The sequence below is a fragment of the Pseudomonas sp. B21-048 genome (assembly GCF_024748615.1).
Lineage (GTDB): Bacteria > Pseudomonadota > Gammaproteobacteria > Pseudomonadales > Pseudomonadaceae > Aquipseudomonas.
The window spans coordinates 4,245,599-4,271,976 of record NZ_CP087168.1; the positions used below are offsets into that span (position 1 = coordinate 4,245,599).

Genomic DNA, 26,378 nt, shown 5'->3' on the forward strand with positions numbered 1-26,378 from the left:
TGTTTTCTCTCCTCTCCTGCATTGGAGTCATGCAATGTCTGAATCCCCCGGAAAATTGAAACTCGGTGCACTGATTGCGCTGGTTGTCGGCTCAATGATTGGTGGCGGGATTTTTTCCTTGCCCCAAAACATGGCCGCCAGTGCTGATGTGGGTGCCGTTCTTATCGGTTGGGCAATTACCGCGGTGGGCATGTTGACCCTGGCTTTCGTCTTCCAGACCCTCGCTAATCGAAAACCTGATCTGGACGGCGGTGTTTACGCCTACGCCAAAGCCGGTTTCGGTGACTACATGGGTTTCTCGTCCGCCTGGGGTTACTGGATCAGTGCCTGGCTGGGCAACGTTGGTTACTTCGTATTGCTGTTCAGCACCCTCGGTTATTTCTTCCCGATTTTTGGCGAAGGCAATACCGTTGCCGCAGTGATCGGCGCCTCAGTACTGCTCTGGGCCGTGCACTTTCTCGTGTTGCGGGGGATCAAGGAAGCAGCGTTCATCAACCTGGTGACCACCATCGCCAAGGTCGTGCCGTTGCTGCTGTTCGTGCTGATCGCCGTGTTCGCGTTCAAACTGGACATCTTCACCGCCGACATCTGGGGCCTGAAAAACCCTGACCTGGGCAGTGTGATGAACCAGGTGCGCAACATGATGCTGGTCACCGTGTGGGTGTTCATCGGCATCGAAGGCGCAAGCATCTTCTCGGCCCGTGCGGAAAAACGCAGTGACGTGGGTAAAGCCACCGTCATCGGTTTCATCACCGTGCTGCTGTTCCTGGTGCTGGTAAATGTGCTGTCGCTGGGGATCATGACCCAACCGGAACTGGCAAAACTGCAGAATCCGTCCATGGCCGCGGTGCTGGAACATGTGGTCGGTCATTGGGGCGCGGTGCTGATCAGCGTCGGCCTTATCATCTCGTTGCTCGGTGCGCTGCTGTCGTGGGTGTTGCTGTGTGCAGAAATCATGTTCGCTGCCGCCAAGGACCACACCATGCCGGCGTTTTTGCGCAAGGAAAACGCCAACCATGTACCGGTCAACGCCTTGTGGCTGACCAACGTCATGGTCCAGTTGTTCCTGATCGTCACGCTGTTCTCGGCCAGCACTTACCTGTCGCTGATCTACCTCGCCACCTCAATGATTCTGGTGCCGTACCTCTGGTCGGCGGCTTACGCGCTGCTGTTGGCGGTACGCGGCGAAAGTTATGAAAACGCTATAGCCGAGCGCAGGAAAGACCTGTTCATCGGCGCCGTCGCGTTGATCTATGCGGTCTGGTTGATCTATGCCGGCGGCGTCAAATACCTGCTGCTCTCCGCCCTGCTCTATGCGCCCGGCGTGATCCTGTTCGCCAAGGCCAAACTTGAAGTCAACAAACCGGTTTTCACCAACGTCGAGAAGCTGATTTTCGCCGCCGTAGTCGTGGGCGCCCTGGTGGCAGCTTACGGGCTGTATGACGGCTTCCTGACTCTGTAACACCCGACTCTCATTTGTCATCTGGAGGATCACTGTAATGACCACCGAAAAAGTTAAGTACGGCGTCCATTCCGAAGCCGGCAAACTGCGCAAAGTCATGGTTTGCTCCCCCGGCCTGGCCCACCAGCGGCTGACCCCGAACAACTGTGATGAACTGCTTTTCGACGATGTGCTGTGGGTTGCTCAAGCCAAGCGTGACCATTTCGACTTCGTCACCAAAATGCGCGAGCGCAACGTCGACGTGCTGGAAATGCACAACCTGCTGACCGACATCGTTGCGATTCCAGAAGCGCTGGACTGGATTCTGGAACGCAAGATCACCGCCAACTCGGTGGGCCTGGGGCTGGTCAACGAAACAGGTTCCTGGCTGCGTAGCCTGGAGCCGCGCAAGATCGCTGAATTCCTGATTGGCGGCGTCTCCGCCGATGACTTGCCGGACAGCTTCGGCGGCAAGACCATTCAGATGTTCCGCGAATTCCTCGGTCACTCAAGCTTCATCTTGCCACCGCTGCCCAACACCCAGTTCACCCGCGATACCACCTGCTGGATCTACGGCGGCGTAACGTTGAACCCGATGTACTGGCCGGCGCGCCGACAGGAAACCCTGCTGGCTACGGCCATCTACAAATTCCACCCGCAATTCACCAACGCCGACTTCCAGATCTGGTACGGCGATCCGGACCAGGACCATGGCAGCGCCACCCTTGAGGGCGGCGACGTGATGCCGATCGGCAACGGTGTGGTATTGATCGGCATGGGTGAGCGTTCGTCCCGCCAGGCCATCGGTCAATTGGCGGTCAACCTGTTCAAGAACAAAGCAGTCGAACGGGTGATCGTCGCCGGCCTGCCGAAGTCCCGCGCAGCGATGCACCTGGACACCGTGTTCAGCTTCTGCGACCGCGACCTCGTGACCATTTTCCCGGAAGTGGTGAATCAGATCGTCGCCTTCAGCGTGCGCCCTGATGAAAGCAAACCGGGCGGCATCGATATCCGCCGCGAAGAAACCAGCTTCCTCGACACCGTGGCCAAGGCCCTCAACCTCAAAGCGCTGCGCGTCGTCGAAACCGGCGGCAACAGCTTCGCCGCCGAACGCGAGCAATGGGACGACGGCAACAACGTGGTGGCCGTGGAGCCGGGCGTGGTGATCGGCTACGACCGCAACACCTACACCAACACCCTGCTGCGCAAGGCCGGCATCGAGGTCATCACCATCACCGCCGGTGAGCTCGGTCGCGGGCGTGGCGGCGGCCACTGCATGACCTGCCCGATCATTCGCGACCCTATCGACTATTAACTTTCAAACCCTGGCCGCCGCTTATCCAGCGCGGCCCGGGGGATAACCGAGACCAAAGGAGATCCAATCATGGCTTTTAATATGCGCAATCGCAGCCTGCTGAGTTTGATGCACCACACCACTCGCGAGCTGAATTACCTGCTGGACCTGTCCCGTGACCTCAAACGCGCCAAGTACACCGGCACCGAGCGTGCGCACCTGCAAGGCAAAAACATCGCGCTGATCTTCGAAAAAACCTCGACCCGCACCCGTTGTGCCTTCGAAGTCGCGGCCCATGACCAGGGCGCCCACGTCACCTACATCGACCCGGTGTCGTCGCAAATCGGCCACAAGGAAAGCATGAAAGATACCGCCCGCGTGCTGGGGCGGATGTTCGACGCCATCGAATACCGCGGCTTCGAACAGGAAATCGTCGAAGAGCTGGCGAAGTTCGCTGGCGTGCCGGTGTTCAACGGTTTGACCGCTGAATTCCACCCGACGCAAATGATCGCCGACACCCTGACCATGCGTGAACACAGCGACAAGCCGCTGCACGACATCAGCTACGCCTACCTCGGCGATGCCCGCTACAACATGGGCAATTCGCTGTTGATGATCGGCGCCAAACTCGGCATGGACGTGCGTATCGCCGCTCCGAAAGCATTGTGGCCACATCAGGACTTCATCGATCAGTGCAAAGCCTTCGCCGAGGAAAGCGGCGCGCGCCTCACCATCACCGAAGACCCGAAAGAAGCGGTCAAGGGCGTGGACTTCATTCATACCGACATCTGGGTCTCGATGGGGGAGCCGGTGGAAGCGTGGGACGAGCGCATCGAGCAACTGCTGCCTTACCAGGTCAACGCCGACATGATGAAGGCCTCGGGCAACCCGCGCGTGAAATTCATGCACTGCCTACCAGCGTTCCACAACAGCGAAACCAAGGTCGGCAAAGACATCGCCGCGCGCTATCCGCACCTGGCAAACGGCGTCGAAGTGACGGAAGAAGTCTTCGAATCGCCGGCCAACATCGCCTTCGAGCAAGCGGAAAACCGCATGCACACCATTAAGGCGATTCTGGTGTCGGCGCTGGCGGATATCTAAAGACTGACGCGGTGATCGTTCCCACGCTCACCGCTGATCGTGTTGTTCGCTCCCTCTCTGAAAGGACTGCATTATGCGTATCGTCATTGCTCTGGGTGGTAACGCCCTGCTCCGCCGGGGAGAACCCATGACCGCGGACAATCAGCGCGCCAACATCCGGATCGCCACCGAACAGATCGCCAAGGTTTATCCCGGCAACCAACTGGTGATCGCTCATGGTAATGGCCCGCAGGTTGGCCTGCTGTCGCTGCAAGCGGCGGCCTACACCCAGGTTTCCGCTTACCCGCTGGACGTGCTCGGTGCCGAAACCGAAGGCATGATCGGCTACATCATCGAACAGGAATTGGGCAACCTGCTGGACTTCGAAGTCCCGTTCGCCACCCTGCTGACCCAGGTCGAAGTCGACGCCAACGACCCGGCGTTCCAGGCCCCCAGCAAACCCATCGGCCCGGTCTATACCCAGGCCGAAGCGGAAAAACTCGCTGCCGAGAAAGGCTGGGCGATTGCTCCGGACGGCGACAAATTCCGTCGAGTGGTGGCCAGCCCGAGACCGAAACGCATCTTCGAAATCCGCCCAATCAAGTGGCTGCTGGAAAAAGGCAGCATCGTGATTTGCGCGGGCGGTGGTGGCATCCCGACGATGTACGGCGCCAGCGGCAAACTGCAGGGCGTGGAAGCGGTGATCGACAAAGACCTGTGCTCGGCGTTGCTGGCCGAACAGCTTGAAAGCGATCTATTGGTGATCGCCACCGACGTCAACGCAGCGTTCATCGACTTCGGCAAACCCACCCAGAAAGCCATCGCCCAGGCTCACCCCGATGAGATGGAAAAACTAGGCTTCGCGGCCGGCTCCATGGGACCGAAGGTCCAGGCGGCCTGCGAGTTCGCCCGCCATACTGGAAAAACCGCGGTGATCGGTTCACTCTCGGATATCGAGGCGATCGTCCAGGGCAAGGCCGGCACGCGTATCAGTACGGCGACACCTGGCATAACTTACTTGTAAGGAGAGACGTCAATGGCAACGTTTGAGCCCGGTCATCTGCACATCGAGCGCCACGCGCTGACCCCGGATGATGTCAACTACAACGTGCACCTCGACTATGAGGTCACGCAGGATCCCAAGAAAGGCAAAGGGATGCTGTTCACCATGCACGGCAGCATGCAGGGAAAGGACATGACAGAGTCCTTCTTTCTGCCCAAGGAGGAGGCTTACAACTTCGCCAACAACGTGACAAAAATCGCCGAGAAGTACGGAATCCCGAAGACACACAGCCAGATCGGCTCGGTTCACAAGCATTACGATTTAATGTTTGAAGACATCCGGAAGCAGTTGGATATGAAATCCGGCGACCCGGTAAACCTCGAGAACTTCGAATAACCCTATTCCCCTGGATGAACGCTGTACCTGTGGGGTGGGCTTGCCCGCGATAGCGGTGTGTCAGACAACATAGATGTTGAATGTTAAACCGCAATCGCGGGCAAGCCCGCTCCCACAGGGATCATCGTTGCCCTGAAGTCCTGCGCAGGATTTCACCATTGGCCCGCCCCAAGGCATACTTGCCACCCTCCGCACTCCAGAACTCAACCGCCCCATGCGCATCCACGTCAGTTTCATCGACCGCGTCGGTATCACCCAGGAAGTCCTGGCCCTGCTCGGTGGGCGCAATCTCAATCTGGATGCGGTGGAAATGGTGCCGCCCAACGTCTACATCGACGCCCCGACCTTGAGCCCGGCTGTGCTCGAAGAATTGCGCGATGCGCTGTTCAGCGTACGTGGGGTACAAGCGGTGACGGTGGTCGATATCCTTCCCGGCCAGCGCCGTCACTTGCAACTCGATGCGTTGCTCGCCGCTATGACCGACCCGGTATTAGCTCTCGACAGCGCTGGCAAGGTACTGCTGGCCAACCCGGCGCTGATTGCCCTGTACGGCCGCGAACCGGCAGGTGAAAGCATCAGCGGGCTGTTCGCCGACCCGGCGCTGCTCGACACGTTGCTGGAAAACGGCTTCCGCCTGCCGCTGCGGGAGATCACCGTCAACGGCCAGACCCTGCTGCTGGACGCCACGCCGATCACCGACGCCGGCGCCTTGCTCACCCTGTATCAACCGAATCGCATCGGTGAACGTCTTTCGGCGCTGCACCACGATCACGCCGAAGGCTTCGACGCCTTGCTCGGCGAATCTCCGGCGATTCGTACGCTCAAGGCCCGCGCCCAGCGAGTCGCAGCCCTCGATGCTCCGTTGCTGATCCAGGGCGAAACCGGCACCGGCAAAGAACTGGTGGCCCGCGCCTGCCACGCCATCAGCGCCCGCCACAGTTCGCCGTTCCTGGCCTTGAACTGCGCGGCACTGCCGGAAAACCTCGCCGAAAGTGAGCTGTTCGGCTACGCCCCCGGCGCCTTCACTGGCGCGCAGCGAGGCGGCAAACCGGGGTTGATGGAACTGGCCAACCAGGGCACGGTATTTCTCGACGAGATCGGCGAAATGTCGCCGTACTTGCAGGCGAAATTACTGCGTTTTCTCAACGACGGCAGCTTCCGACGGGTCGGTGGCGATCGCGAAGTGAAGGTCAACGTGCGGATCCTCAGCGCGACCCACCGCGACCTGGAAAAAATGGTCAGCGAAGGCGCCTTCCGCGAAGACCTGTTCTATCGCCTCAACGTGCTGAATGTCGAAGTCCCGCCGCTGCGCGAACGCGGCCAAGACATTCTGCTGCTGGCGCGCTACTTCATGCAGCAGGCCTGCGCGCAGATCCAGCGCCCGGTCTGTCGCTTGGCCCCCGGCACCTACCCGGCGCTGCTGGGCAATCGCTGGCCGGGCAATGTGCGGCAACTGCAGAACGTGATCTTCCGCGCCGCGGCGATTTGCGAAAGCAGCTTGGTGGACATCGGTGACCTCGATATCGCCGGCACTTCCGTGGCGCGCCAGAGCGACAGTGAGGTCGACAGCCTTGAACAGGCCATGGAAGAGTTCGAGAAAACCCTGCTGGAAAAGCTCTACGTCAGCTATCCCTCGACTCGCCAACTGGCCAGCCGCCTGCAAACCTCCCACACCGCGATTGCCCATCGGTTGCGTAAGTACGGGATTCCCAATAAGCCGTAAGGCTTCGGTACCGGACTAGCTGTATTGATCGTTCCCACGCTCTGCGTGGGAATGCAGCCCGTGACGCTCCGCATCACTGGACGCGGAGCGTCCCTAGAGGCATTCCCACGCGGAGCGTGGGAACGATCATTTGCTCAACTCAAAAGCGACCCCTATCTGTACTGAAAGCGCTACAGCGGAACGATATCGCTACACCCTCGCCTGATCACCGCTGTGCAAGGTTTTGATCCCCTTAGGCTTTTTTCCCCACCTTGTGCTGTAGCGATTTCGCTACAGCCAGCAAATTTTTACACGTTGAACAAACATATAAGTTATTGATTTATAACGATTAAACAACATTGGCCGCGTTTTTGCTTAGTAACCACCCATAAAGCAGGGCTTTTTGCCCAAGCATTCAATCGCGTCCACCAGACGAGTCTGGCCCCTTAGGAGTTTCCATGAGCGAATTGCGTTTTACTGAAGATCACGAATGGCTGCGCACCGAAGCTGACGGTACCGTCACGGTCGGCATCACTGCTTTCGCACAGAACGCCCTGGGCGACGTGGTTTTCGTACAACTGCCTGAGCTGCAGTCCTACGACAAAGGCGCTGAAGCCGCCACCGTGGAATCGGTAAAAGCCGCCAGCGGCGTGTACATGCCACTGAACGGTGAAGTGCTGGAAGTGAACCCGGCGCTGGACAGCAGCCCTGAACTGGTCAACGAAGACCCGCTGGGCGAAGGCTGGTTCTTCCGCTTCCAGCCAACCGACGCCTCGGCTGTCGGCCAACTGCTGGATCAAGACGCTTACGACCGTCTGATCGCCCAAGCCTGAGGAGCGCCGACATGACTCAAGTCAATCTGACGACCGCCAACGAATTCATCGCGCGCCACATCGGCCCGCGTGCCGGCGACGAGCAAGCCATGCTCAACAGCCTCGGCTTTGATTCGCTGGAAGCCCTGAGCGCCAGCGTCATTCCCGACAGCATCAAAGGCACCAGCGTCCTCGGCCTGGAAGACGGCCTGAGTGAAGCGGATGCCCTGGCGCTGATCAAATCCATCGCCGGCAAAAACCAGCTGTTCAAGACCTTCATCGGCCAGGGCTACTACGGCACCCACACGCCGTCGCCGATCCTGCGCAACCTGCTGGAAAACCCGGCCTGGTACACCGCTTACACCCCATACCAACCAGAAATCTCCCAGGGCCGTCTCGAAGCGCTGCTGAACTTCCAGACCCTGATCAGCGACCTGACCGGCCTGCCGATCGCCAACGCCTCGCTGCTCGACGAAGCCACCGCCGCTGCCGAAGCCATGACCTTCTGCAAACGTCTGAGCAAGAACAAAGGCAGCCACGCGTTCTTCGCTTCCAGCCATTGCCACCCGCAAACCCTCGACGTGCTGCGCACCCGTGCCGAGCCGTTGGGCATCGACGTGGTGGTCGGCGACGAGCGTGAACTGAGCGACGTGACGCCGTTCTTCGGTGCTTTGCTGCAATACCCGGCCAGCAACGGTGACGTGTTCGATTACCGCGAACTGACCGAGCGCTTCCACGCGGTTAATGCGCTGGTCGCGGTCGCCGCTGACCTGCTGGCCCTGACCGTGCTGACCCCGCCAGGCGAGTTCGGCGCTGACGTGGCCATTGGCAGCGCGCAACGCTTCGGCGTGCCGCTGGGCTTCGGTGGTCCGCATGCGGCCTACTTCTCCACCCGTGATGCGTTCAAGCGCGACATGCCGGGCCGTCTGGTCGGCGTTTCCGTGGATCGTTTCGGCAAGCCGGCCCTGCGCCTGGCCATGCAGACCCGCGAGCAACACATCCGCCGCGAGAAAGCCACCAGCAACATCTGCACCGCCCAAGTGCTGCTGGCCAACATTGCCAGCATGTACGCCGTGTACCACGGCCCGAAAGGCCTGACGCAGATCGCCCAGCGCATTCATCACCTGACCGCGATCCTCGCCCAAGGTTTGAGCGCAGTGGGTCTGACCGTCGAGCAAACCAGCTTCTTCGACACGCTGACAATTAAAACCGGCGTTAATACCGCCAAGCTGCACGACCAGGCGCGTGCCCAGCAGATCAACCTGCGCGTGGTCGATGCTGAACGCCTGGGCCTGTCCCTCGACGAAACCACTTCGCAAGCGGATGTGGAAACCCTGTGGGCCTTGCTGGCCGACGGCCAAACCCTGCCAGACTTCGCCGCATTGACCGCAAGCGTTGAAAGCACGATCCCGGCCGCGCTGGTTCGCCAATCGCCGATCCTCAGCCACCCGGTGTTCAACCGTTATCACTCGGAAACCGAGCTGATGCGCTACCTGCGCAAGCTCGCCGACAAGGACCTGGCCCTGGATCGCACCATGATCCCGCTGGGTTCCTGCACCATGAAACTCAACGCCGCCAGCGAAATGATCCCGGTGACCTGGGCTGAGTTCGGTGCCCTGCACCCGTTCGCCCCGGCCGAGCAAAGCACCGGTTATCAGCAGCTGACCGATGAACTGGAAGCGATGCTCTGCGCCGCCACCGGTTACGACTCGATCTCCTTGCAACCGAACGCCGGTTCCCAAGGTGAATACGCTGGCCTGCTGGCGATTCGTGCGTACCACCAGAGCCGTGGTGAAGACCGTCGCGATATCTGCCTGATCCCATCGTCCGCCCACGGCACCAACCCGGCCACCGCCAACATGGCTGGCATGCGTGTGGTCGTGACTGCCTGCGATGCCCGCGGCAACGTCGACATCGAAGACCTGCGCGCCAAGGCCATCGAGCACCGCGAACACCTCGCTGCGCTGATGATCACCTACCCGTCGACCCACGGCGTGTTCGAAGAAGGCATCCGCGAAATCTGCGACATCATTCACGACAACGGCGGCCAGGTGTACATCGACGGCGCCAACATGAACGCCATGGTCGGCCTCTGCGCACCGGGCAAGTTCGGCGGCGACGTGTCCCACCTGAACCTGCACAAAACCTTCTGCATTCCACACGGCGGTGGCGGCCCGGGCGTCGGCCCGATTGGCGTCAAGTCGCACCTGACGCCGTTCCTGCCGGGCCACGCCCAGATGGAACGCAAGGAAGGCGCGGTCTGCGCGGCACCGTTCGGCAGCGCGAGCATTCTGCCGATCACTTGGATGTACATTCGAATGATGGGTGGCGCGGGTCTCAAGCGTGCTTCGCAATTGGCGATCCTGAATGCCAACTACATTTCCCGTCGCCTCGAAGAGCATTACCCAGTGTTGTACACCGGCAGCAATGGTCTGGTGGCGCACGAATGCATCCTCGACCTGCGTCCGTTGAAAGACAGCAGCGGCATCAGTGTCGATGACGTCGCCAAGCGCCTGATCGACTTCGGCTTCCACGCCCCGACCATGTCGTTCCCGGTGGCCGGCACGTTGATGATCGAGCCGACCGAAAGCGAATCCAGGGAAGAACTGGACCGTTTCTGCGACGCCATGATCCGCATCCGCGAAGAAATCCGCGCGGTGGAAAACGGCACGCTGGACAAGGACGACAACCCGCTGAAAAACGCGCCACACACCGCCGCGGAAATCGTTGGCGAGTGGACGCATCCGTATAGCCGCGAGCAAGCGGTTTACCCGGTAGCGTCGCTGATCGAAGGCAAGTACTGGCCACCGGTCGGTCGCGTCGACAACGTCTTCGGCGATCGCAACCTGGTCTGCGCCTGCCCGTCGATCGAAAGCTACGCTTGATCTATAGGGGGCGGGTTCGCTCGCCCCCATTTTCAAGAACACCACATCTCCCTGCAGGAGCTGCCGCAGGCTGCTCCTGCAGGGTGCATGCCTCGTGATATTTACGCCTATAACAAGAAACCGGAGAACAACCATGTCGTTAAGCGTGTTCGACCTGTTCAAGATTGGCATCGGCCCCTCCAGCTCCCACACCGTCGGCCCGATGCGTGCTGCTGCGCGCTTCGCCGAAGGTCTGCGCCGTGAAGGGCTGCTGGCCGCAACCACCTGCGTCAAAGTCGAGCTATACGGCTCGCTTGGCGCCACCGGCAAAGGCCACGGCAGCGACAAGGCTGTGTTGCTGGGCCTGGAAGGCGAACACCCGGATACCGTAGATACCGAAACCGTCGCCGCTCGCCTGCAAGAAATTCGCGGCAGCGGTCGCTTGAACCTGCTCGGCGAACACAGCATTGCGTTCAACGAGAAAGAACACCTGGCGATGATTCGCAAACCGTTGGCCTATCACCCCAATGGCATGATTTTTCGCGCGTTCGACGCCGCTGGCCTGCAAGTCCGCAGCCGCGAGTACTACTCGGTCGGCGGTGGTTTTGTCGTCGATGAAGACGCCGCCGGTGCCGACCGCATCGTCGAAGACGCCACACCGCTGACCTTCCCGTTCAAAAGCGCCAAGGACCTGCTCGGTCATTGCACCACCTATGGTTTATCGATCAGCCAAGTGATGCTGACCAACGAAAGCGCCTGGCGTCCGGAAGCGGAAACCCGTGCCGGTTTGCTGAAGATCTGGCAAGTGATGCAAGACTGCGTCGCCGCCGGTTGCCGCAACGAAGGCATTCTGCCCGGTGGATTGAAGGTCAAACGTCGGGCCGCTGCGCTGCATCGGCAACTGTGCAACAACCCGGAATCATCGCTACGCGATCCGCTGTCGGTGCTGGACTGGGTCAACCTGTACGCCTTGGCGGTCAACGAAGAAAACGCCAACGGCGGACGCGTAGTTACGGCGCCCACCAATGGTGCAGCCGGAATCATCCCGGCGGTGCTGCATTACTACATGCGCTTCATCCCCGGCGCCAACGAAGATGGCGTCGTGCGCTTTCTATTGACGGCCGCCGCGATCGGCATTCTGTACAAGGAAAACGCCTCGATCTCCGGCGCCGAAGTCGGCTGTCAGGGCGAGGTTGGCGTCGCCTGTTCCATGGCCGCCGGCGCCTTGTGTGAAGTGCTGGGCGGCACCGTGCAGCAGGTGGAAAACGCCGCCGAAATCGGCATGGAACACAACCTCGGCCTGACCTGCGACCCGATTGGCGGGCTGGTGCAAGTGCCTTGCATCGAGCGCAACGCCATGGGTTCGGTCAAGGCCATCAATGCGGTGCGCATGGCCTTGCGCGGCGACGGTCAGCACTTCGTCTCCCTCGACAAAGTCATCCGCACCATGCGCCAGACCGGCGCCGACATGAAAAGCAAATACAAGGAAACCGCCCGTGGCGGTTTGGCGGTCAACATTATCGAGTGCTGATGCGCGCATCTGCACTATTTTCAGGAGCTGGATATGTCCACCGAACAATTGTTGAAAACCCCGTTGCACGCACTGCACCTCGAACTCGGCGCCCGCATGGTGCCGTTTGCCGGCTACGACATGCCGGTGCAATACCCGTTGGGCGTGATGAAAGAACACCAACACACCCGTGATCAGGCCGGGCTGTTCGATGTTTCGCACATGGGCCAGATCCGCCTGACCGGCGCCAACGCGGCCAAAGCCCTGGAAACCCTGGTGCCGGTGGACATCATCGACCTGCCAGTGGGCATGCAGCGCTACGCGATGTTCACCAACGAGACCGGTGGCATCCTCGACGACCTGATGGTCGCCAACCTCGGTAATGACGAACTGTTCCTGGTGGTCAACGCCGCCTGCAAGGATCAGGACCTGGCGCACCTGCGCAAGCATATCGGTGACCAGTGCACCATCGAGCCACTGTTCGAAGAGCGCGCGTTGCTCGCGTTGCAAGGCCCGGCTGCCGTTACCGTGCTCGCACGCCTGGCGCCGGAAGTTGCGAAGATGACCTTCATGCAGTTCGCCCGCTTGAAGCTGTTGGGCGTGGACTGCTTTGTCAGCCGTTCGGGCTACACCGGCGAAGACGGTTTCGAAATCTCCGTACCAGCGGCCAACGCCGAAGCCCTGGCTCGTGCCCTGCTGGCCGAACCGGAAGTGGCGGCCATCGGCCTCGGCGCTCGCGACTCCCTGCGCCTGGAAGCCGGCCTGTGCCTCTACGGCCACGACATGAACACCGAAACCAGCCCAATCGAAGCGAGCCTGTTGTGGGCCATCTCCAAGCCTCGTCGTGCCGATGGCGCACGGGCCGGCGGCTTCCCTGGAGCTGAAACCGTGTTCGCCCAGCAACAAGCTGGTGTCAGCCGCAAACGCGTTGGCCTGCTGCCGCAGGAACGTACGCCAGTGCGCGAAGGTGCAGAGATCGTCAACGAAGCCGGCGACATCATCGGCAGCGTGTGCAGCGGCGGCTTCGGTCCGACCCTTGGCGGTCCTTTGGCCATGGGTTACCTCGACAGCGCTTATATAGCTTTGGATACGCCGGCTTGGGCAATTGTTCGTGGGAAAAAGGTGCCTTTGCTTGTAAGCAAAATGCCATTTGTTCCACAACGCTACTATCGCGGTTGATTGACTGTTTCTATAAGTAACGCGGTTGCGTTAACAGTGCACTAATCTGTAACGCAGCCGCCATAAAACAGTGCAAGCTTTCAATTATGAACTCGGCTTATAACGATCGAAAATAACTGAACCGCACATTCGTATAAGCCCGCACTAGTGGACTGAATAATTGCCATCAACCTAAGCAAAACCGGGCCCTTTGCAGGGCTTGTTTTTTGTCCGCTAGTTGGCGTAGAGTTTGTTCACTGTGTTTGCATGGGTCGCTTGGAATCGTGACCTGGGCAGTAGCCTACAAGTTAGCTACATCCCGTTCGACGTCTTCTTACTCTCCTGCAACCAGCCCCAGTACTCTTTCACGAGAAGGAGACTGTCATTCATTTTTGCGTCAAAGGAAATAAGAAATGTCCCAACGTCAGAGCGGTACTGTCAAGTGGTTTAACGACGAGAAAGGTTTTGGTTTTATCACTCCAGAAAGCGGTCCGGATCTGTTCGTACATTTCCGCGCTATTCAGGGCAACGGCTTCAAGAGCCTGAAAGAAGGCCAGAAAGTGACTTTCGTTGCTGTGCAAGGCCAGAAAGGCATGCAAGCTGACGAAGTACAAGCAGAAGCCTGATCTTCTGTAACGAAAAAGCCCCTGATGCTGACATCAGGGGCTTTTTTGTGCGCGTAAATCCGTAAAATGGCTTCTTTTTCCGTTCAGAGGCTGCCATGTCGAAACACCTGCTCAACCCACAGGGCGACTTCCCCGCCGTCGGCCTGGGTCGTCGCCTGGCAGCGATGTTCTACGACTTCCTGTTATGCACCGCTCTGCTGATCGTCACCAGCGGCATTTACAAGATGATCCAGATGGCGATCATCGGCGAAGGCCAAATGCGAGCCTTGACCGACGCCGGCGCGCTGGACGGTGATCCGCTGCTATCGACGGTTCTGCTGTTCGTGCTATTCGGCTTCTTCGCCAAGTTCTGGACCTGGTCGGGGCAGACGCTGGGCATGCAGGTCTGGGGCATCCGCGTGCAGAACGCCGATGGCTCATCCATCAGCCTGTGGCAGGCGCTGCTGCGCTTTGTGGTGTCGATCGCGTCCTGGCTATGCCTCGGGCTGGGGTTCCTCTGGTCGCTGTTCGACAAGCAGAAGCGCAGCTGGCATGACATCTATTCCAATACCCAGCTTGTACGCATTCCAAAGAAACAAAAGTAGCGCCCATAAAAAAGATCGCAGCCTTCGGCAGCTCCAAGGTTCTATGTAGACCTGTAGGAGCTGCCGAAGGCTGCGATCTTTTGATCTTGCCCTTAAGCGTTGCCGGCCAACTTCATCCGCGCCGCCTGCGTGAAATCAAGCATCCGCTTCAACGGCCGCACTGCCTGCGGAATCAACGCCGGATCAACAAAGATCTCGTTGGTCCCTTCACGCAAGCTCTTCAGCGTGCGCTCTAGCGTATTCATCGCCATCCAGGGACAATGCGCGCAACTGCGGCACGCTGCACCGTTACCGGCCGTTGGCGCTTCGATAAAGACCTTGTCCGGGCACAGCTGCTGCATCTTGTAGAAGATGCCGCGGTCGGTGGCGACGATCAGAGTCTTGTTTGGCAGGCTCTGCGCAGCCGCGATCAGCTGACTGGTGGAACCCACCGCGTCGGCCAATTCGATGACGGCAGTCGGCGACTCCGGGTGCACCAGAATGGCCGCCTCCGGGTACAGCGCTTTCATGTCTTCGAGCTGCTTGGCCTTGAACTCTTCGTGGACGATGCAGGCACCGTCCCACAACAGCATGTCGGCGCCGGTCTTGCGCTGGATGTAAGTCCCCAGGTGCTTGTCCGGGCCCCAGATAATGGTTTCGCCGTTATCCATCAGGCTTTCGACGATTTCCAGCGCGCAGCTGGAAGTCACTACCCAGTCTGCCCGGGCTTTGACCGCCGCCGAGGTGTTGGCATACACCACCACCGTGCGTTCCGGGTGCTGATCGCAGAACGCCGAGAACTCGTCTACCGGGCAACCCAGGTCCAGCGAGCAGGTCGCTTCCAGGGTCGGCATCAGCACGCGTTTTTCAGGGTTGAGGATTTTCGCGGTTTCGCCCATGAACTTCACACCGGCGACCACCACGGTCTTGGCCGGATGGGCATTGCCGAAGCGGGCCATCTCCAGAGAGTCGGAGACGCAACCACCGGTTTCTTCGGCCAGGGCCTGAATGACGGGATCGCAATAGAAGTGGGCAACCAGCACCGCGTCCTGAGCCTTGAGCTCGGCAGCGATGGCAGTACGGTAATAAGCCTCTTCCTCGGCGGTCAGCGGTTTGGGCTGCTTGGCGTCGAGGTGGGCTTGAACCAGAAGGCGTTCGGAAATCTGCGTCATGTTCGCAAGACCTGCAGGCGCTTTCGCGCGAAAGTCGAGTATACACCCGGCTCCGGCCCCTTCAGGGTACCGCCGGGAGAGTGAGTATTCATCAGGCGTGGACAGCGTTGAAGCTGCGCAAGGCTACAGAATATCCCGTGGATGCAAAAGATGATTCTGACCTGCGTCACCCGGACTGAGCCGAGCTCAAATCGCGGGCAAAAAAAAACCCGGAAATCCTCACTTACGTGGGCCTTCCAGATTTTTTAAAATGGTGGGTCGTGTGGGATTCGAACCTACGACCAATTGGTTAAAAGCCAACTGCTCTACCAACTGAGCTAACGACCCGCTGTGTGGTGGCGCGTATAATACTGATTTTTAAGGACTATTCAACACCTAATTTGAAATAAATCAAAAATAAGGTGTTGGGTCGGTCACACCGGCTGCCGCGAAGCCTTCTGCACGCAGGCGGCAGCTGTCGCATTTACCGCAGGCACGGCCATTATCGTCTGCCTGATAGCAGGAAACGGTCAGCCCGTAATCAACGCCAAGCTTCACACCAGCCTGAACGATCTGCGCCTTGCTCAGGTTCTGCAGTGGCGCCTGGATACGGAAGCCCTGCCCTTCTACTCCGGCCTTGGTCGCCAGGTTGGCCATGCGTTCGAAGGCTTCGATGAACTCGGGGCGGCAATCCGGGTAACCGGAATAGTCCACCGCGTTGACACCGATAAAGATGTCACGCGCCCCCAGCACTTCGGCCCAGCCCAGCGCCAGGGACAGAAACACGGTGTTGCGCGCCGGCACGTAAGTCACCGGGATACCTTCACCCGGTGTTTCCGGCACATCGATGCTCGTATCGGTCAACGCCGAGCCGCCGATACCGTTCAAGTTCAGGCTGATCACCTTGTGCTCGACCACACCCAAGTCTTGGGCGACACGTGCCGCGGCATGCAATTCGGCGTGAGACCGCTGACCGTAATCGAAGCTCATGGTGTAGCAGCTATAGCCTTCAGCGCGGGCCATGGCCACAACGGTCGCCGAGTCGAGGCCGCCAGACAGCAGGATGACCGCACGTTTTTCTGCAGTGTTCGTTTGTTCAGTCATTTCAGCGCCCCGGCTCGTCATTCCAAAGATATTTATGCAGCTGCAATTGCAGACGCACAGGCAGATTGTCCGCCACCACCCAATCCGCCAGATCACGCGCATTCAGGTCATGGTGGCTCGGCGAGAACAGGACTTCGCCGGCACGCAGGTCAAGGCCGTACTGAATCAGCTTGGACACGGCCCAGTCGTAGTCTTCCCGCGAACAGATGACAAACTTCACCTGATCGTTAGGCGTGAGCAGCTCGATGTTCTCGTAGCGGTTGCGGTGTGCTTCTTTCGAACCCGGGGTTTTCAGGTCGACGACGCGGCTGACCCGTGGATCGACTGCCGAGATGTCCAGCGCGCCACTGGTTTCCAGCGACACTTCGTAACCGGCGTCACACAACTGCTTGAGCAAGAGAATGACATTCGGTTGCGCCAGGGGCTCGCCGCCCGTGACACACACATAACGCGGGCGAAAACCGGCCACTTGTTCGAGGATGTCGTCGAGGGTGCGAAGGGTGCCGCCGGTGAACGCGTAGGCGCTGTCGCAGTATTGGCAACGCAATGGGCAACCGGTCAGGCGCACAAATACAGTGGGCAGCCCGGCAGTCCGCGTTTCACCCTGCAACGAGTAGAAAACTTCGGTGATTCTCAATGTGTCTTGCATAGTCGCCACGGGCGTAACAGCTAAACAGGCTGTCCGCCTCCGTCAGGCACTTCAAGGAACCCCGGCAATGCGCAGATCCCAAAAAGCGTGTTTCAGAAAAAGGGGGTGAATTCTAACGAAAAAACCCGCGACAAGCGCGGGTTTCTTCGAAACAGGTCGAGCAGGCTTACATGCGCTGCAAGTCGCGTTGCGCCAGCTGAGCGGCGGAAGTACCCGGATATTGGGACACAACCTGCTGCAGAATGCCTTTGACCCTGTCGGTATGACCGAGGCGGCGCTCTACATCAGCGAGCTTGTACAGCGAATCAGGCACTTTGGGGTGCTTGGGGTACAGCTGCGAAACCTTGGCAAATGCCTGACCTGCACCTTGCAGATCGCCTTTGGCGAGGTTCACTTCACCCAACCAGTACTGGGCGTTGCCCGCGTATTGGCTGTTCGGGTATTTGCGCAGGAATGCGGCGAAAGCCTGGCTGGCCCTGTCGAAATCCTTGGCTTTGATCAGGTCGAAGGCTGCATCGTAATACAGTTTTTCCTTCGCCGGATCAGCCGGTTCGCCACCCGCGGCAGGCGCTTGTGTGGAAGTGGCAGCGGCGGCCGCTCCCGCACCTGCGCCGGTTGCTGCACCGGGGGCATTCAAATGGCCACCGGTGGAAGAATTATCAGGAGTCGCGGCTGGTGCAACGCCGGTTCCTATGCGCCGATCAAGATCCTGATATCGCTCCAGGTTCTCTTGCTTCATGCGCGCTACATCATTTTGCAGAACTTCGATCACACCCTGTTGGCGTGAGATCTGCTCCTGCATCGATTGCAGTTGGTTGAACAGCTCGCCCTGTGCCGAGACAGGGGCCGAAACCCCTCCCCCGGCATAGGCGCCGTTCGTACCGTAACCCGCAGGCGGATAACTACTCCCGCTATTGTTATAGCCGGAGTTGTCCTCGACCACAGGAACCGCAGCCCACACCGCAAGCGGTGCGAGGCTGAGAGCCAAAACAGTTACAGCACGACGGCACGTTCGCATGACGAATTACTTACGCAGTTCGACGCGACGGTTTTGAGCCCAGGACTGCTCGTCGTTGCCGGTAGCAACTGGACGCTCTTCGCCGTAGGAAACCAGTTCCAGCTGAGCTGGGGAAACACCTTGCAGTACCAGGTAGCGCTGAACGGCTTTCGCACGACGCTCGCCCAGTGCCATGTTGTACTCACGAGTACCACGTTCGTCGGTGTTGCCTTCCAGAACAACGCGAGCGCCGTTTGCTTTCAGGTCTTTGGCGTGAACGTCCAGAGCGCGCATGGCTTCTGGCTTCAGGTCCGAGCTGTCGTATTCGAAGTAGAAGGTGGTGATTGCGCGCAGAGCAGCTTCTTCGCTCAGGGAGCCGTCAACAGCACCAGTGTTAGCGCCGTAACCAGCGTTTGGATCAACAGCGCCTTCACCGGCGTTGTCGCCGCCTTTGGACGAGCAACCTACAGCTACAGCCATGGCCAGAGCCAGCGCAGCAAATTTACCAAACTTCAGCATTTCCATCGTGAAACTCCTAATGAACCCCAGTGTGTTAAGTACAACGTGTAGCGCCGCGTCAGTTCAGGTAAGGGGACCAGGACGGTTCTCTGACTTCGCCTTGTGCGGTAGGAAGCGGGAGCCTCACGCGTCCATTAATGGACACGAGCATCAAGACTCCCCGGCCCTGCTGGCGGGTGGCGTAGATTACCATGGTGCCGTTGGGCGCAACAGTAGGCGACTCGTCCAGAGTGCTATCAGTGAGGATCTTTACACTACCTCGCTGCAAATCCTGGGCCGCCACCTTGAAATTGGTGAAGCCTTCCTGACGATGGATCATCACCAGGGTCTTTTCATCAGCCGACAGTTTAGGGTTGGCGTTGTAGTTGCCGATAAAGGTCACACGTTCCGCACCACCACCGCTTGCGCTGGTTTTGTAGATCTGTGGCTTGCCGCCACGGTCGGAGGTGAAGTAGATGGTCGAACCATCTTTACCCCAGAACGGTTCGGTGTTGATGCCTTGGCCGTTAGTAACGCGGCTGATCTGACGCGAACCCAGGTTCATCACATAAATGTCCGGGTTGCCATCTTTCGACAATACGAATGCCAGACGCTGACCATCCGGCGACCAGGCTGGCGCACCATTCAGACCTTCGAAGTTGGTGATCTGCTCACGGCGACCGGTGTCGATGTTCTGCATGAAAATGCGCGGACGCTTCTGCTCGAACGACACGTAGGCAATGCGTTTGCCATCCGGTGCAAAACGCGGCGACAGGATTGGCTCGCGCGATTGCAGCAGGGTCACGGCACGGGCACCGTCATAGTCCGAACGTTGCAGCGTGTAGCGAGTGTTCTTCTCGGAGAACCGCTCGGCCGTCACGTACAGCAGACGCGTCGAGAACGCACCTTTGATACCGGTGAGTTTCTCGAACGACTGGTCGGAGATGTAGTGCGCCATGTCGCGCAGTTGGTCGACGCTGCCCGACACGCTGCCGGTCAGCACTTGCTGCTCGGTGGCGACGTTGAACAGTGCGTACTGCACCTGCAGGCGACCGCCCGCCGGAACGATACTGCCGACCATAATGTACTGGGCGCCAACAGCCTTCCAGTCACGGTAGATGATTTCGCTGGCCTGGCTTGGCTGGCTGATCATGTTCTGCTTTGGAATCGGCGCGTAGTAACCCGAGTTACGCAGGTCGTTACCGATGATTTCGGCCATGTCATCCGGCAGCACGCTGCCACCCTGGAAACCGAATGGCACTACGGCAATTGGAGTTGCCTGGGAGCTACCACTGCTGACCAGGATATTTTTTTCATCTGCGGTGGCCAGTCCTGCAAAGCAGAACATGACTACAAGCAGTCCTCGAAGAAGGTTTCTCACAAGGCTAGATCCTCAGGTGTGAATGTCATCTTGAATGAACGATAGGGTGCGAAGTCAGCTGGCTTCAGACCCTGCATTTCGGTCAATCGACCAATATTTTTTACCGCCGCTACCGTTGAACTGTCGAACGGCACATCACCACTGGAATGGACAACCGATACGCCGGAGATCGTTCCGTCAGGCAGCATGTTGATTTGCAGGATCACTTTCATGCCCTTGCGGGCCGACGGTGGCTGCGCCCAACCTTCAGAAGCGCGTGAGCGAATCAGGTCATCGAAGTTGCCGGCGACTTCGTCACCCTGCTCATCGGCCAAGGCCTGCTGACGCTGCGGCGTGTCGGAAAGCAAATCTGCCAGGGCCTGAGCCTTTTTCTCTTCGACGGATTTACGTGCCGCTTCCTGCGATTTTTTCTTCGCAGCATCGGCAGCAGCTTTCTTCTTCGCGTCTTCGGCGACTTTCTTCTTCGCCTCTTCAGCTTCAGATTTCTTCTTGGCGTCTTCGGCGGCTTTCTTCTTCGCGTCTTCGACGATCTTTTTCTTCGCTTCTTCAGCGGCCGCTTTCTTGGCCTCTTCTTCAGCCGCTTTCTTGGCTTCTTCTTCAGATTTCTTTTTGGCTATATCAGCCAATTGTTTCTCTTCGGCCTTTTTGGCTTCGGCAGTCTTCTTGGCTTCATCGGCTTTCTTGGCTTCATCAGCCTTTTTTGCCTCTTCCGCTTTCTTCGTCTCGTCGGCCTTCTTGGATTCTTCGGCTTTTTGAGCCGCATCTTCCTTCTTTTGTTCCGCGGCCTTGATCGCTTCCTGTTCGATCTTTTTCTGTTCCATCTGTTCGACTTCGGTCTGGCGCGCAGCGGATTTCTGCGCCTCACCCGCAATCTTCTGATTGGTCTGGGTAGTCGCCCGACTTTTCGATTTCAACTGATACAGGGTCGCCTGGACGATCGGCTTGGCCGGCGGTAGCTCCGGTGTGAAGGCGAAACTGACGAACAGCATGCCAAAAACCAGCACGTGCAAGACAATCGCCAAGACACTAGGCCAGAAGTAGCTTTCCGAGGCGGACGGCTCTCGCATTGGCTGCATCAGGGGGCCTCGGTAATCAAGCCAACATTACCGACCCCGGCTTTCTGCAACCCGCCCATCGCGCCCATGACGGAGCCGTAATCGACAGTCTTGTCGCCGCGAATGAAGACCTGGGTGCGCTTGCCGCCTTCAGTACCGGCGCGAATGATCTTGGTCACCGCGTCGGTCATTTGCGGCAAGGTCATGGCCTTGTCCTGTTGCTTTTCGGTGTCGACTTCGCTGCCAAGGTTCCAGTAGTAGGTCTTGTCAGACTTGATCGAAATGGTCAGGACCTGGGTGTTGTTGTCCTGCGGCAAGGCTTCGCTGGAAACCTTGGGCAGATCAACTTTCACGCCCTGATTGAGCATCGGCGCGGTCACCATGAAGATGACCAGCAGCACCAGCATCACGTCGATGTAAGGCACCACGTTCATCTCGGCAACCGGCTTGCGCTTTTTGCGAGCTCGAGCGATTAAAGCCATTGGAAATTACCTGCTTATTCTTCGCTGGTGTGCACTTTGCGGTGCAGGATCGCCTGGAATTCATCGGCGAAGGTGTAGTAACGGCCCAGCAGGGTTTCACTGCGAGCAGCAAAACGGTTGTACGCGATAACGGCCGGGATGGCGGCGAACAGACCGATCGCGGTAGCAATCAGTGCTTCAGCGATACCCGGGGCCACGGTGGCCAGGGTCGCTTGCTGGGCAGTTGCCAGACCACGGAAGGAGTTCATGATGCCCCAGACCGTACCGAACAGACCGATGTACGGGCTGACGGAACCGACGGTGGCGAGGAATGGCAGGCTCTGCTCGAGCTTTTCTTCCTCGCGGGAAATGGCCACGCGCATGGCACGGGCCACGCCTTCCATGACCGCTTCCGGGTCAACGCCGGACTGCTGACGCAGGCGGGAGAATTCCTTGAAGCCGGCACGGAAGATCTGCTCGACGCCCGAATCCGGATCAGGGTTGCTGCCGGCCTGACGGTAGAGTTTGGACAGGTCGATACCCGACCAGAAGCGCTCTTCAAAGCTCTCCAGGGCACGTCGACCGGCGCGCAGCAAATTGCTGCGCTGAAAGATCATGATCCATGAGGTCACCGATGCGGCTACCAGGATCAGCATTACCAGTTGCACCACGATACTGGCATTGCTGACCAGGCTCCACATGGAGGAATGGTCGACGACGTTAGCTTCCACGCTTTATCTCCTGCTTTGAGTGTGTACCCGCGCCGCTCACGTCGGCAAAGGCCGCACGTAGAGTTTCGGGAATGGCCCGGGGTTTCAAACTGTTGGTGCGCACACAGGCCACCAGAAACTGCCCTTCGCAGAGCAGCACATTATCCGTAGCCCGCCTGACCTGCTGCTTGAAGCGCAGGCTGACCCGGTTCAATTCAATGACTTCAGCGCTTACGAGCAGCTCGTCGTCCAGTCGCGCCGGCGCGTGGTAACGCGCTTCGCTGGAATGCACGACGAACAACAGGTCCTCCCCTGCCAGCGCCGACTGGGCAAAGCCCAGCTCCCGGAGCCGCTCGGTTCGAGCCCGTTCCATAAACTTGAGGTAATTGACGTAATACACGATGCCGCCCGCATCGGTGTCCTCGTAATAAACGCGACAACGATGTGCGAACGGCTCAAGCCCGTTTTGCGCGCGCATACTCTAGTGCTTACTCCTCAGGTTGCCAATCCGGCCAGGCAACTGTTTTTCATTGATTCGCGGCTTTCTGGCGAAAGTACGGTCCTGGGACAGCACAACCCCCGAATAAATCAGCGCGCAAAGGTGATTAATCGTCCACGGCATCGAGGAACTCGTCTACCACGGGCATCTCGCCCAATCGTGACGGGATGTTTAAACCGAAATGCAGATACGCATGCCGAGTGACCACCCGTCCCCGCGGCGTGCGCATGATGTAGCCCTGCTGGATCAAATATGGCTCCAGCACGTCTTCAATGGTGTGACGCTCTTCGCTGATCGCCGCCGCCAGACTGTCCACCCCCACCGGCCCACCGTCGAATTTCTCGATCATGGTCAGCAGCAGGCGTCGGTCCTGATGGTCGAAACCACGCTCGTCGACATCCAGCAGGTTCAGCGCCAGGTCGGCGATCGGCTTGGTGATATGACCCTTGGCGCGAACTTCGGCGAAATCCCGGACGCGGCGCAGCAAGCGGTTGGCAATTCGTGGAGTGCCACGGGCACGGCGGGCGATTTCAAAAGCGCCTTCCGGGTCCAGCGGCAAGCCGAGAATGTTCGCCGAACGGCTGACAATCGTCGCCAGGTCGGCGGTGCTGTAGAACTCCAGACGCTGGACAATGCCGAAACGGTCGCGCAACGGGTTGGTCAGCATACCGGCCCGAGTGGTTGCGCCAACCAGGGTGAACGGCGGCAGATCGAGTTTGATTGAGCGCGCGGCCGGCCCTTCGCCAATCATGATGTCGAGCTGGAAATCCTCCATGGCCGGGTACAGCACTTCTTCGACGATCGGCGACAACCGATGGATCTCGTCGATGAACAGCACATCATGGGGCTCAAGGTTGGTCAGCAACGCCGCCAGATCACCCGGGCGCTCGAGGACCGGCCCCGAGGTGCTTTTGATCGACACGCCCATTTCCTGGGCAATGATGTTGGCCAGGGTGGTTTTACCCAAGCCCGGCGGGCCGAAAATCAGCGTGTGATCCAGCGATTCATTGCGCCCGCGCGCAGCCTGGATGAACAACTCCATTTGCTCGCGAACGGTCGGCTGGCCAATGTATTCGGCCAGGCTGACGGGACGAATCGCCCGGTCCTGGACTTCCTCGCGATCACGGGGACCTCCCGTGGCGGCGATCAGACGATCAGCTTCAATCACTTAGATCATTCCCTTAAGGGCACGACGAATCATGTCTTCACTGCTCAAACCTTTCTCCTTGATCGCGGAAATCGCCTTGCTGGCCTCCTGCGGCTTGTAGCCCAGGGAAATCAGCGCGCTGACCGCGTCATTTTCGGCGGTGGCGACCGGAGGCGCATCTGGCCCACCCGGCTGGTTTGGCACCAACGCGAACATCGCCGGCACGGTTTCCCAGGCCTTGAAGCGGTCCTTGAGTTCCACCAGCAAACGCTCGGCCGTCTTCTTGCCCACGCCCGGCACCTTGGTCAGCGCCGAAGTGTCCTGGGACTGCACGCAACGAACCAGCTCGTCGACCTCCAGGCTCGACATCAAGGCCAGCGCCAGTTTCGGCCCCACACCATTGAGACGGATCAATTCGCGAAAAAAGTCTCGCTCGCGCTTGCCAAAGAAGCCATAGAGTAACTGCGCGTCTTCGCGTACGACCAAATGGGTGTGCAAGGTCAGCGGTTCACCGACCGACGGCAAGCGATAAAGCGTGGTCATGGGCACTTCCAGCTCATAACCCAGACCATTTACATCCAGAATCAGGTGCGGCGGCTGTTTCTCAGCCAAAGTGCCGCGCAAGCGTCCAATCACGTTTCAGATCCTTGAGCCTTGGCCAGATCAGTGCTGGCGACTGACAGAACAAGGGTTTTGCGCCGACAACACAGGCGCAAAACCCTCATTCCATAAAAAATGATTGCTGATGCTATCAGAGACGCAAGCGCCCGCCACGACTGCGTGCCGTACCCAGACCATGAGGCAACAGGCTGGAACGGGTGTGAGCATGACAAATCGCGATGGCCAGGGCATCCGAAGCATCGATTTGCGGCTTGCTGGTCAATTTCAGCATGTGCATGACCATCATTTGCACTTGTTCTTTGTTCGCCCCGCCGGTGCCGGTCACCGCCTGTTTAACCTGGGTCGCGGTGTATTCGGCGATTTCCAGGCTTTCCTCGGCACCGGCCACGATGGCTGCGCCGCGCGCCTGGCCGAGTTTGAGGGCGGAGTCGGCATTGCGCGCCATGAAGACTTTTTCAATGCCCATGGTCACCGGGCCGTAGGTCTGAATGACTTCACGCACGCCCCGATAGACGATTTGCAGGCGCTCGTGCAGCTCGCCGGAGCCCGTGCGAATGCAGCCCGACGCCACGTACACGCAGCCACGCCCGGTATCACGTACCACGCCATAACCGGTGATACGCGAACCGGGGTCGATTCCAAGAATTAAAGTCATAACGCCTGCGGGTTAGGTAAGAGCACGATATTCAATACAGCGAATAACAAATGTGGGAGCTGACTTGCCTGCGATGGCGTAGGCACATCAAACAATGATGTAGCCTGACACGCCGCCATCGCAGGCAAGCCAGCTCCCACACTGAATCTTAGTCGCCCTTATCCGAGCTGTGCGGCCACCGACTCTGGAATGTCGGCGTTGGAATACACGTTTTGCACGTCGTCCAGGTCTTCGAGCATGTCGATCAGCTTCAGAACCTTCTCGGCGCCTTCCAGGTCCAGTTCGGCACTGGTGGTCGGCAGCATGACGATTTCCGCATCATCGCCCTTGAAGCCGGCAGCCTCCAAAGCGTTGCGCACGGAATAGAAGCCGGCGAACGAGGTGAACACGTCGATCGAACCGTCTTCGTGGGTCACCACGTCATCGGCGTCGGCCTCCATGGCCGCTTCCATCAGCGCATCCTCATCAACGCCTGGTGCGAAGGAAATCTGCCCCTTGCGCTCGAACAGGTAGGCCACCGAACCGTCGGTGCCGAGGTTGCCGCCGCACTTGCTGAACGCATGGCGAACAGCCGCTGCGGTGCGGTTGCGGTTGTCGGTCATGCATTCGACCATCACCGCCACACCGCCCGGGCCGTAACCTTCGTAGGTCAGTTCGACCATGTCGTCGGTATCGGCAGCACCGGCGCCGCGAGCAACCGCGCGATCGATGATGTCGCGGCTCATGTTCGCGCCGAGGGCCTTGTCCAGCGCCAGACGCAAACGCGGGTTGGAACCCGGATCACCACCGCCCTGACGGGCAGCAACGGTCAGTTCACGAATCCACTTGGTGAAAATCTTGCCCTTCTTGGCATCCTGACGTTCTTTGCGGTGCTTGATGTTCGCCCACTTGGAATGACCCGCCATAACTCGCTCCGAATTATCTTTGAAACATTGCCCGCCACGCCATGATGCGCCAGCCAGCAAAAAAAAATCTCGACCCTATCTATAAAGAAGGGGCGC

Annotated in this window: 26 protein-coding genes and 1 tRNA gene; 12 read left to right on the forward strand and 15 right to left on the reverse strand. The window is 59.1% G+C overall.

What is annotated here, in order from left to right:
* The first annotated feature begins 34 nt into the window (after positions 1 to 34).
* The 12 genes from arcD (at position 35) to LOY56_RS20035 (ending at position 14,470) form a co-directional block, all read left to right on the forward strand.
* A complete protein-coding gene (arcD, locus tag LOY56_RS19980; protein WP_258616738.1) occupies positions 35 to 1,462 on the forward strand; it encodes an arginine-ornithine antiporter in 1,428 nt (475 codons plus the stop codon).
* Between the two features lie 37 nt (positions 1,463 to 1,499).
* Complete coding sequence (gene arcA, locus LOY56_RS19985; protein WP_258616739.1) at positions 1,500 to 2,756, forward strand: arginine deiminase; 1,257 nt, start codon at positions 1,500 to 1,502, stop codon at positions 2,754 to 2,756.
* 69 nt (positions 2,757 to 2,825) lie between these two features.
* Positions 2,826 to 3,836, forward strand: coding sequence for an ornithine carbamoyltransferase (locus LOY56_RS19990; RefSeq protein WP_258616740.1), 1,011 nt, complete (start codon positions 2,826 to 2,828; stop codon positions 3,834 to 3,836).
* Between the two features lie 73 nt (positions 3,837 to 3,909).
* Positions 3,910 to 4,839: a carbamate kinase gene (gene arcC, locus LOY56_RS19995; protein ID WP_258616741.1), complete on the forward strand. Its 930-nt coding sequence runs from the start codon at positions 3,910 to 3,912 to the stop codon at positions 4,837 to 4,839.
* A 12-nt stretch (positions 4,840 to 4,851) separates the two neighbouring features.
* The gene (locus LOY56_RS20000) at positions 4,852 to 5,214 is read left to right on the forward strand and encodes a DUF5064 family protein (protein WP_258616742.1); all 363 of its coding nucleotides are present in this window, start codon (positions 4,852 to 4,854) and stop codon (positions 5,212 to 5,214) included.
* Between the two features lie 214 nt (positions 5,215 to 5,428).
* Positions 5,429 to 6,937, forward strand: a complete 1,509-nt coding sequence (locus LOY56_RS20005) for a sigma-54-dependent transcriptional regulator (RefSeq protein WP_258616743.1) — start codon at positions 5,429 to 5,431, stop codon at positions 6,935 to 6,937.
* A 437-nt stretch (positions 6,938 to 7,374) separates the two neighbouring features.
* Positions 7,375 to 7,749 carry a glycine cleavage system protein GcvH gene (gcvH, locus tag LOY56_RS20010; protein WP_258616744.1) on the forward strand — a complete coding sequence of 125 codons (375 nt, stop codon included), beginning with the start codon at positions 7,375 to 7,377 and terminating at the stop codon, positions 7,747 to 7,749.
* A gap of 11 nt (positions 7,750 to 7,760) precedes the next feature.
* A complete protein-coding gene (gene gcvP / locus LOY56_RS20015; protein WP_258616745.1) occupies positions 7,761 to 10,613 on the forward strand; it encodes an aminomethyl-transferring glycine dehydrogenase in 2,853 nt (950 codons plus the stop codon).
* A gap of 133 nt (positions 10,614 to 10,746) precedes the next feature.
* Positions 10,747 to 12,123 carry an L-serine ammonia-lyase gene (locus LOY56_RS20020; RefSeq protein ID WP_258616746.1) on the forward strand — a complete coding sequence of 459 codons (1,377 nt, stop codon included), beginning with the start codon at positions 10,747 to 10,749 and terminating at the stop codon, positions 12,121 to 12,123.
* A 33-nt stretch (positions 12,124 to 12,156) separates the two neighbouring features.
* Positions 12,157 to 13,281 carry a glycine cleavage system aminomethyltransferase GcvT gene (gcvT, locus tag LOY56_RS20025; protein ID WP_258616748.1) on the forward strand — a complete coding sequence of 375 codons (1,125 nt, stop codon included), beginning with the start codon at positions 12,157 to 12,159 and terminating at the stop codon, positions 13,279 to 13,281.
* Positions 13,282 to 13,673: 392 nt separating this feature from the next.
* Positions 13,674 to 13,886 carry a cold-shock protein gene (locus LOY56_RS20030; protein WP_003175786.1) on the forward strand — a complete coding sequence of 71 codons (213 nt, stop codon included), beginning with the start codon at positions 13,674 to 13,676 and terminating at the stop codon, positions 13,884 to 13,886.
* Between the two features lie 95 nt (positions 13,887 to 13,981).
* On the forward strand, positions 13,982 to 14,470 hold the full coding sequence (locus LOY56_RS20035; protein ID WP_258616750.1) for an RDD family protein: 489 nt from the start codon (positions 13,982 to 13,984) through the stop codon (positions 14,468 to 14,470).
* Between the two features lie 92 nt (positions 14,471 to 14,562).
* On the opposite strand, the gene nadA is transcribed toward LOY56_RS20035, so the two are convergent.
* The 15 genes from nadA to LOY56_RS20110 all read right to left on the reverse strand — a co-directional run bounded on the left by nadA (position 14,563) and on the right by LOY56_RS20110 (position 26,282).
* The gene (nadA, locus tag LOY56_RS20040; RefSeq protein ID WP_258616751.1) at positions 14,563 to 15,621 is read right to left on the reverse strand and encodes a quinolinate synthase NadA; all 1,059 of its coding nucleotides are present in this window, start codon (positions 15,619 to 15,621) and stop codon (positions 14,563 to 14,565) included.
* Between the two features lie 251 nt (positions 15,622 to 15,872).
* Positions 15,873 to 15,948: transfer RNA gene (locus tag LOY56_RS20045), tRNA-Lys, on the reverse strand.
* 63 nt (positions 15,949 to 16,011) lie between these two features.
* Positions 16,012 to 16,704 carry a 7-cyano-7-deazaguanine synthase QueC gene (gene queC, locus LOY56_RS20050; RefSeq protein ID WP_258616752.1) on the reverse strand — a complete coding sequence of 231 codons (693 nt, stop codon included), beginning with the start codon at positions 16,702 to 16,704 and terminating at the stop codon, positions 16,012 to 16,014.
* Between the two features lies 1 nt (position 16,705).
* Positions 16,706 to 17,353, reverse strand: coding sequence for a 7-carboxy-7-deazaguanine synthase QueE (queE, locus tag LOY56_RS20055; RefSeq protein WP_258616753.1), 648 nt, complete (start codon positions 17,351 to 17,353; stop codon positions 16,706 to 16,708).
* Between the two features lie 166 nt (positions 17,354 to 17,519).
* The gene (gene ybgF, locus LOY56_RS20060) at positions 17,520 to 18,371 is read right to left on the reverse strand and encodes a tol-pal system protein YbgF (protein WP_258616754.1); all 852 of its coding nucleotides are present in this window, start codon (positions 18,369 to 18,371) and stop codon (positions 17,520 to 17,522) included.
* Between the two features lie 6 nt (positions 18,372 to 18,377).
* The gene (gene pal / locus LOY56_RS20065) at positions 18,378 to 18,875 is read right to left on the reverse strand and encodes a peptidoglycan-associated lipoprotein Pal (RefSeq protein WP_003178634.1); all 498 of its coding nucleotides are present in this window, start codon (positions 18,873 to 18,875) and stop codon (positions 18,378 to 18,380) included.
* Between the two features lie 52 nt (positions 18,876 to 18,927).
* A complete protein-coding gene (gene tolB / locus LOY56_RS20070; RefSeq protein WP_258616755.1) occupies positions 18,928 to 20,196 on the reverse strand; it encodes a Tol-Pal system beta propeller repeat protein TolB in 1,269 nt (422 codons plus the stop codon).
* Between the two features lie 29 nt (positions 20,197 to 20,225).
* Entirely contained in the window at positions 20,226 to 21,305 is a 1,080-nt protein-coding gene (tolA, locus tag LOY56_RS20075; protein ID WP_258616756.1) for a cell envelope integrity protein TolA, read from the reverse strand.
* A complete protein-coding gene (gene tolR / locus LOY56_RS20080; RefSeq protein ID WP_162556275.1) occupies positions 21,305 to 21,757 on the reverse strand; it encodes a protein TolR in 453 nt (150 codons plus the stop codon). The genes tolA and tolR overlap by 1 nt, the downstream gene beginning before the upstream one ends.
* A 23-nt stretch (positions 21,758 to 21,780) precedes the next feature.
* On the reverse strand, positions 21,781 to 22,476 hold the full coding sequence (tolQ, locus tag LOY56_RS20085) for a protein TolQ (protein ID WP_007897030.1): 696 nt from the start codon (positions 22,474 to 22,476) through the stop codon (positions 21,781 to 21,783).
* A complete protein-coding gene (gene ybgC, locus LOY56_RS20090) occupies positions 22,466 to 22,933 on the reverse strand; it encodes a tol-pal system-associated acyl-CoA thioesterase (protein WP_063341317.1) in 468 nt (155 codons plus the stop codon). The genes tolQ and ybgC overlap by 11 nt, the downstream gene beginning before the upstream one ends.
* A gap of 127 nt (positions 22,934 to 23,060) precedes the next feature.
* Positions 23,061 to 24,122, reverse strand: coding sequence for a Holliday junction branch migration DNA helicase RuvB (gene ruvB / locus LOY56_RS20095; protein WP_034149142.1), 1,062 nt, complete (start codon positions 24,120 to 24,122; stop codon positions 23,061 to 23,063).
* Positions 24,123 to 24,737, reverse strand: coding sequence for a Holliday junction branch migration protein RuvA (ruvA, locus tag LOY56_RS20100; RefSeq protein WP_038981959.1), 615 nt, complete (start codon positions 24,735 to 24,737; stop codon positions 24,123 to 24,125).
* 115 nt (positions 24,738 to 24,852) lie between these two features.
* A complete protein-coding gene (gene ruvC / locus LOY56_RS20105) occupies positions 24,853 to 25,377 on the reverse strand; it encodes a crossover junction endodeoxyribonuclease RuvC (RefSeq protein WP_007897036.1) in 525 nt (174 codons plus the stop codon).
* 158 nt (positions 25,378 to 25,535) lie between these two features.
* Positions 25,536 to 26,282 (reverse strand): YebC/PmpR family DNA-binding transcriptional regulator, encoded by a 747-nt coding sequence (locus LOY56_RS20110; protein WP_008072427.1) that lies wholly within the window; start codon positions 26,280 to 26,282, stop codon positions 25,536 to 25,538.
* Positions 26,283 to 26,378: the final 96 nt, after the last annotated feature.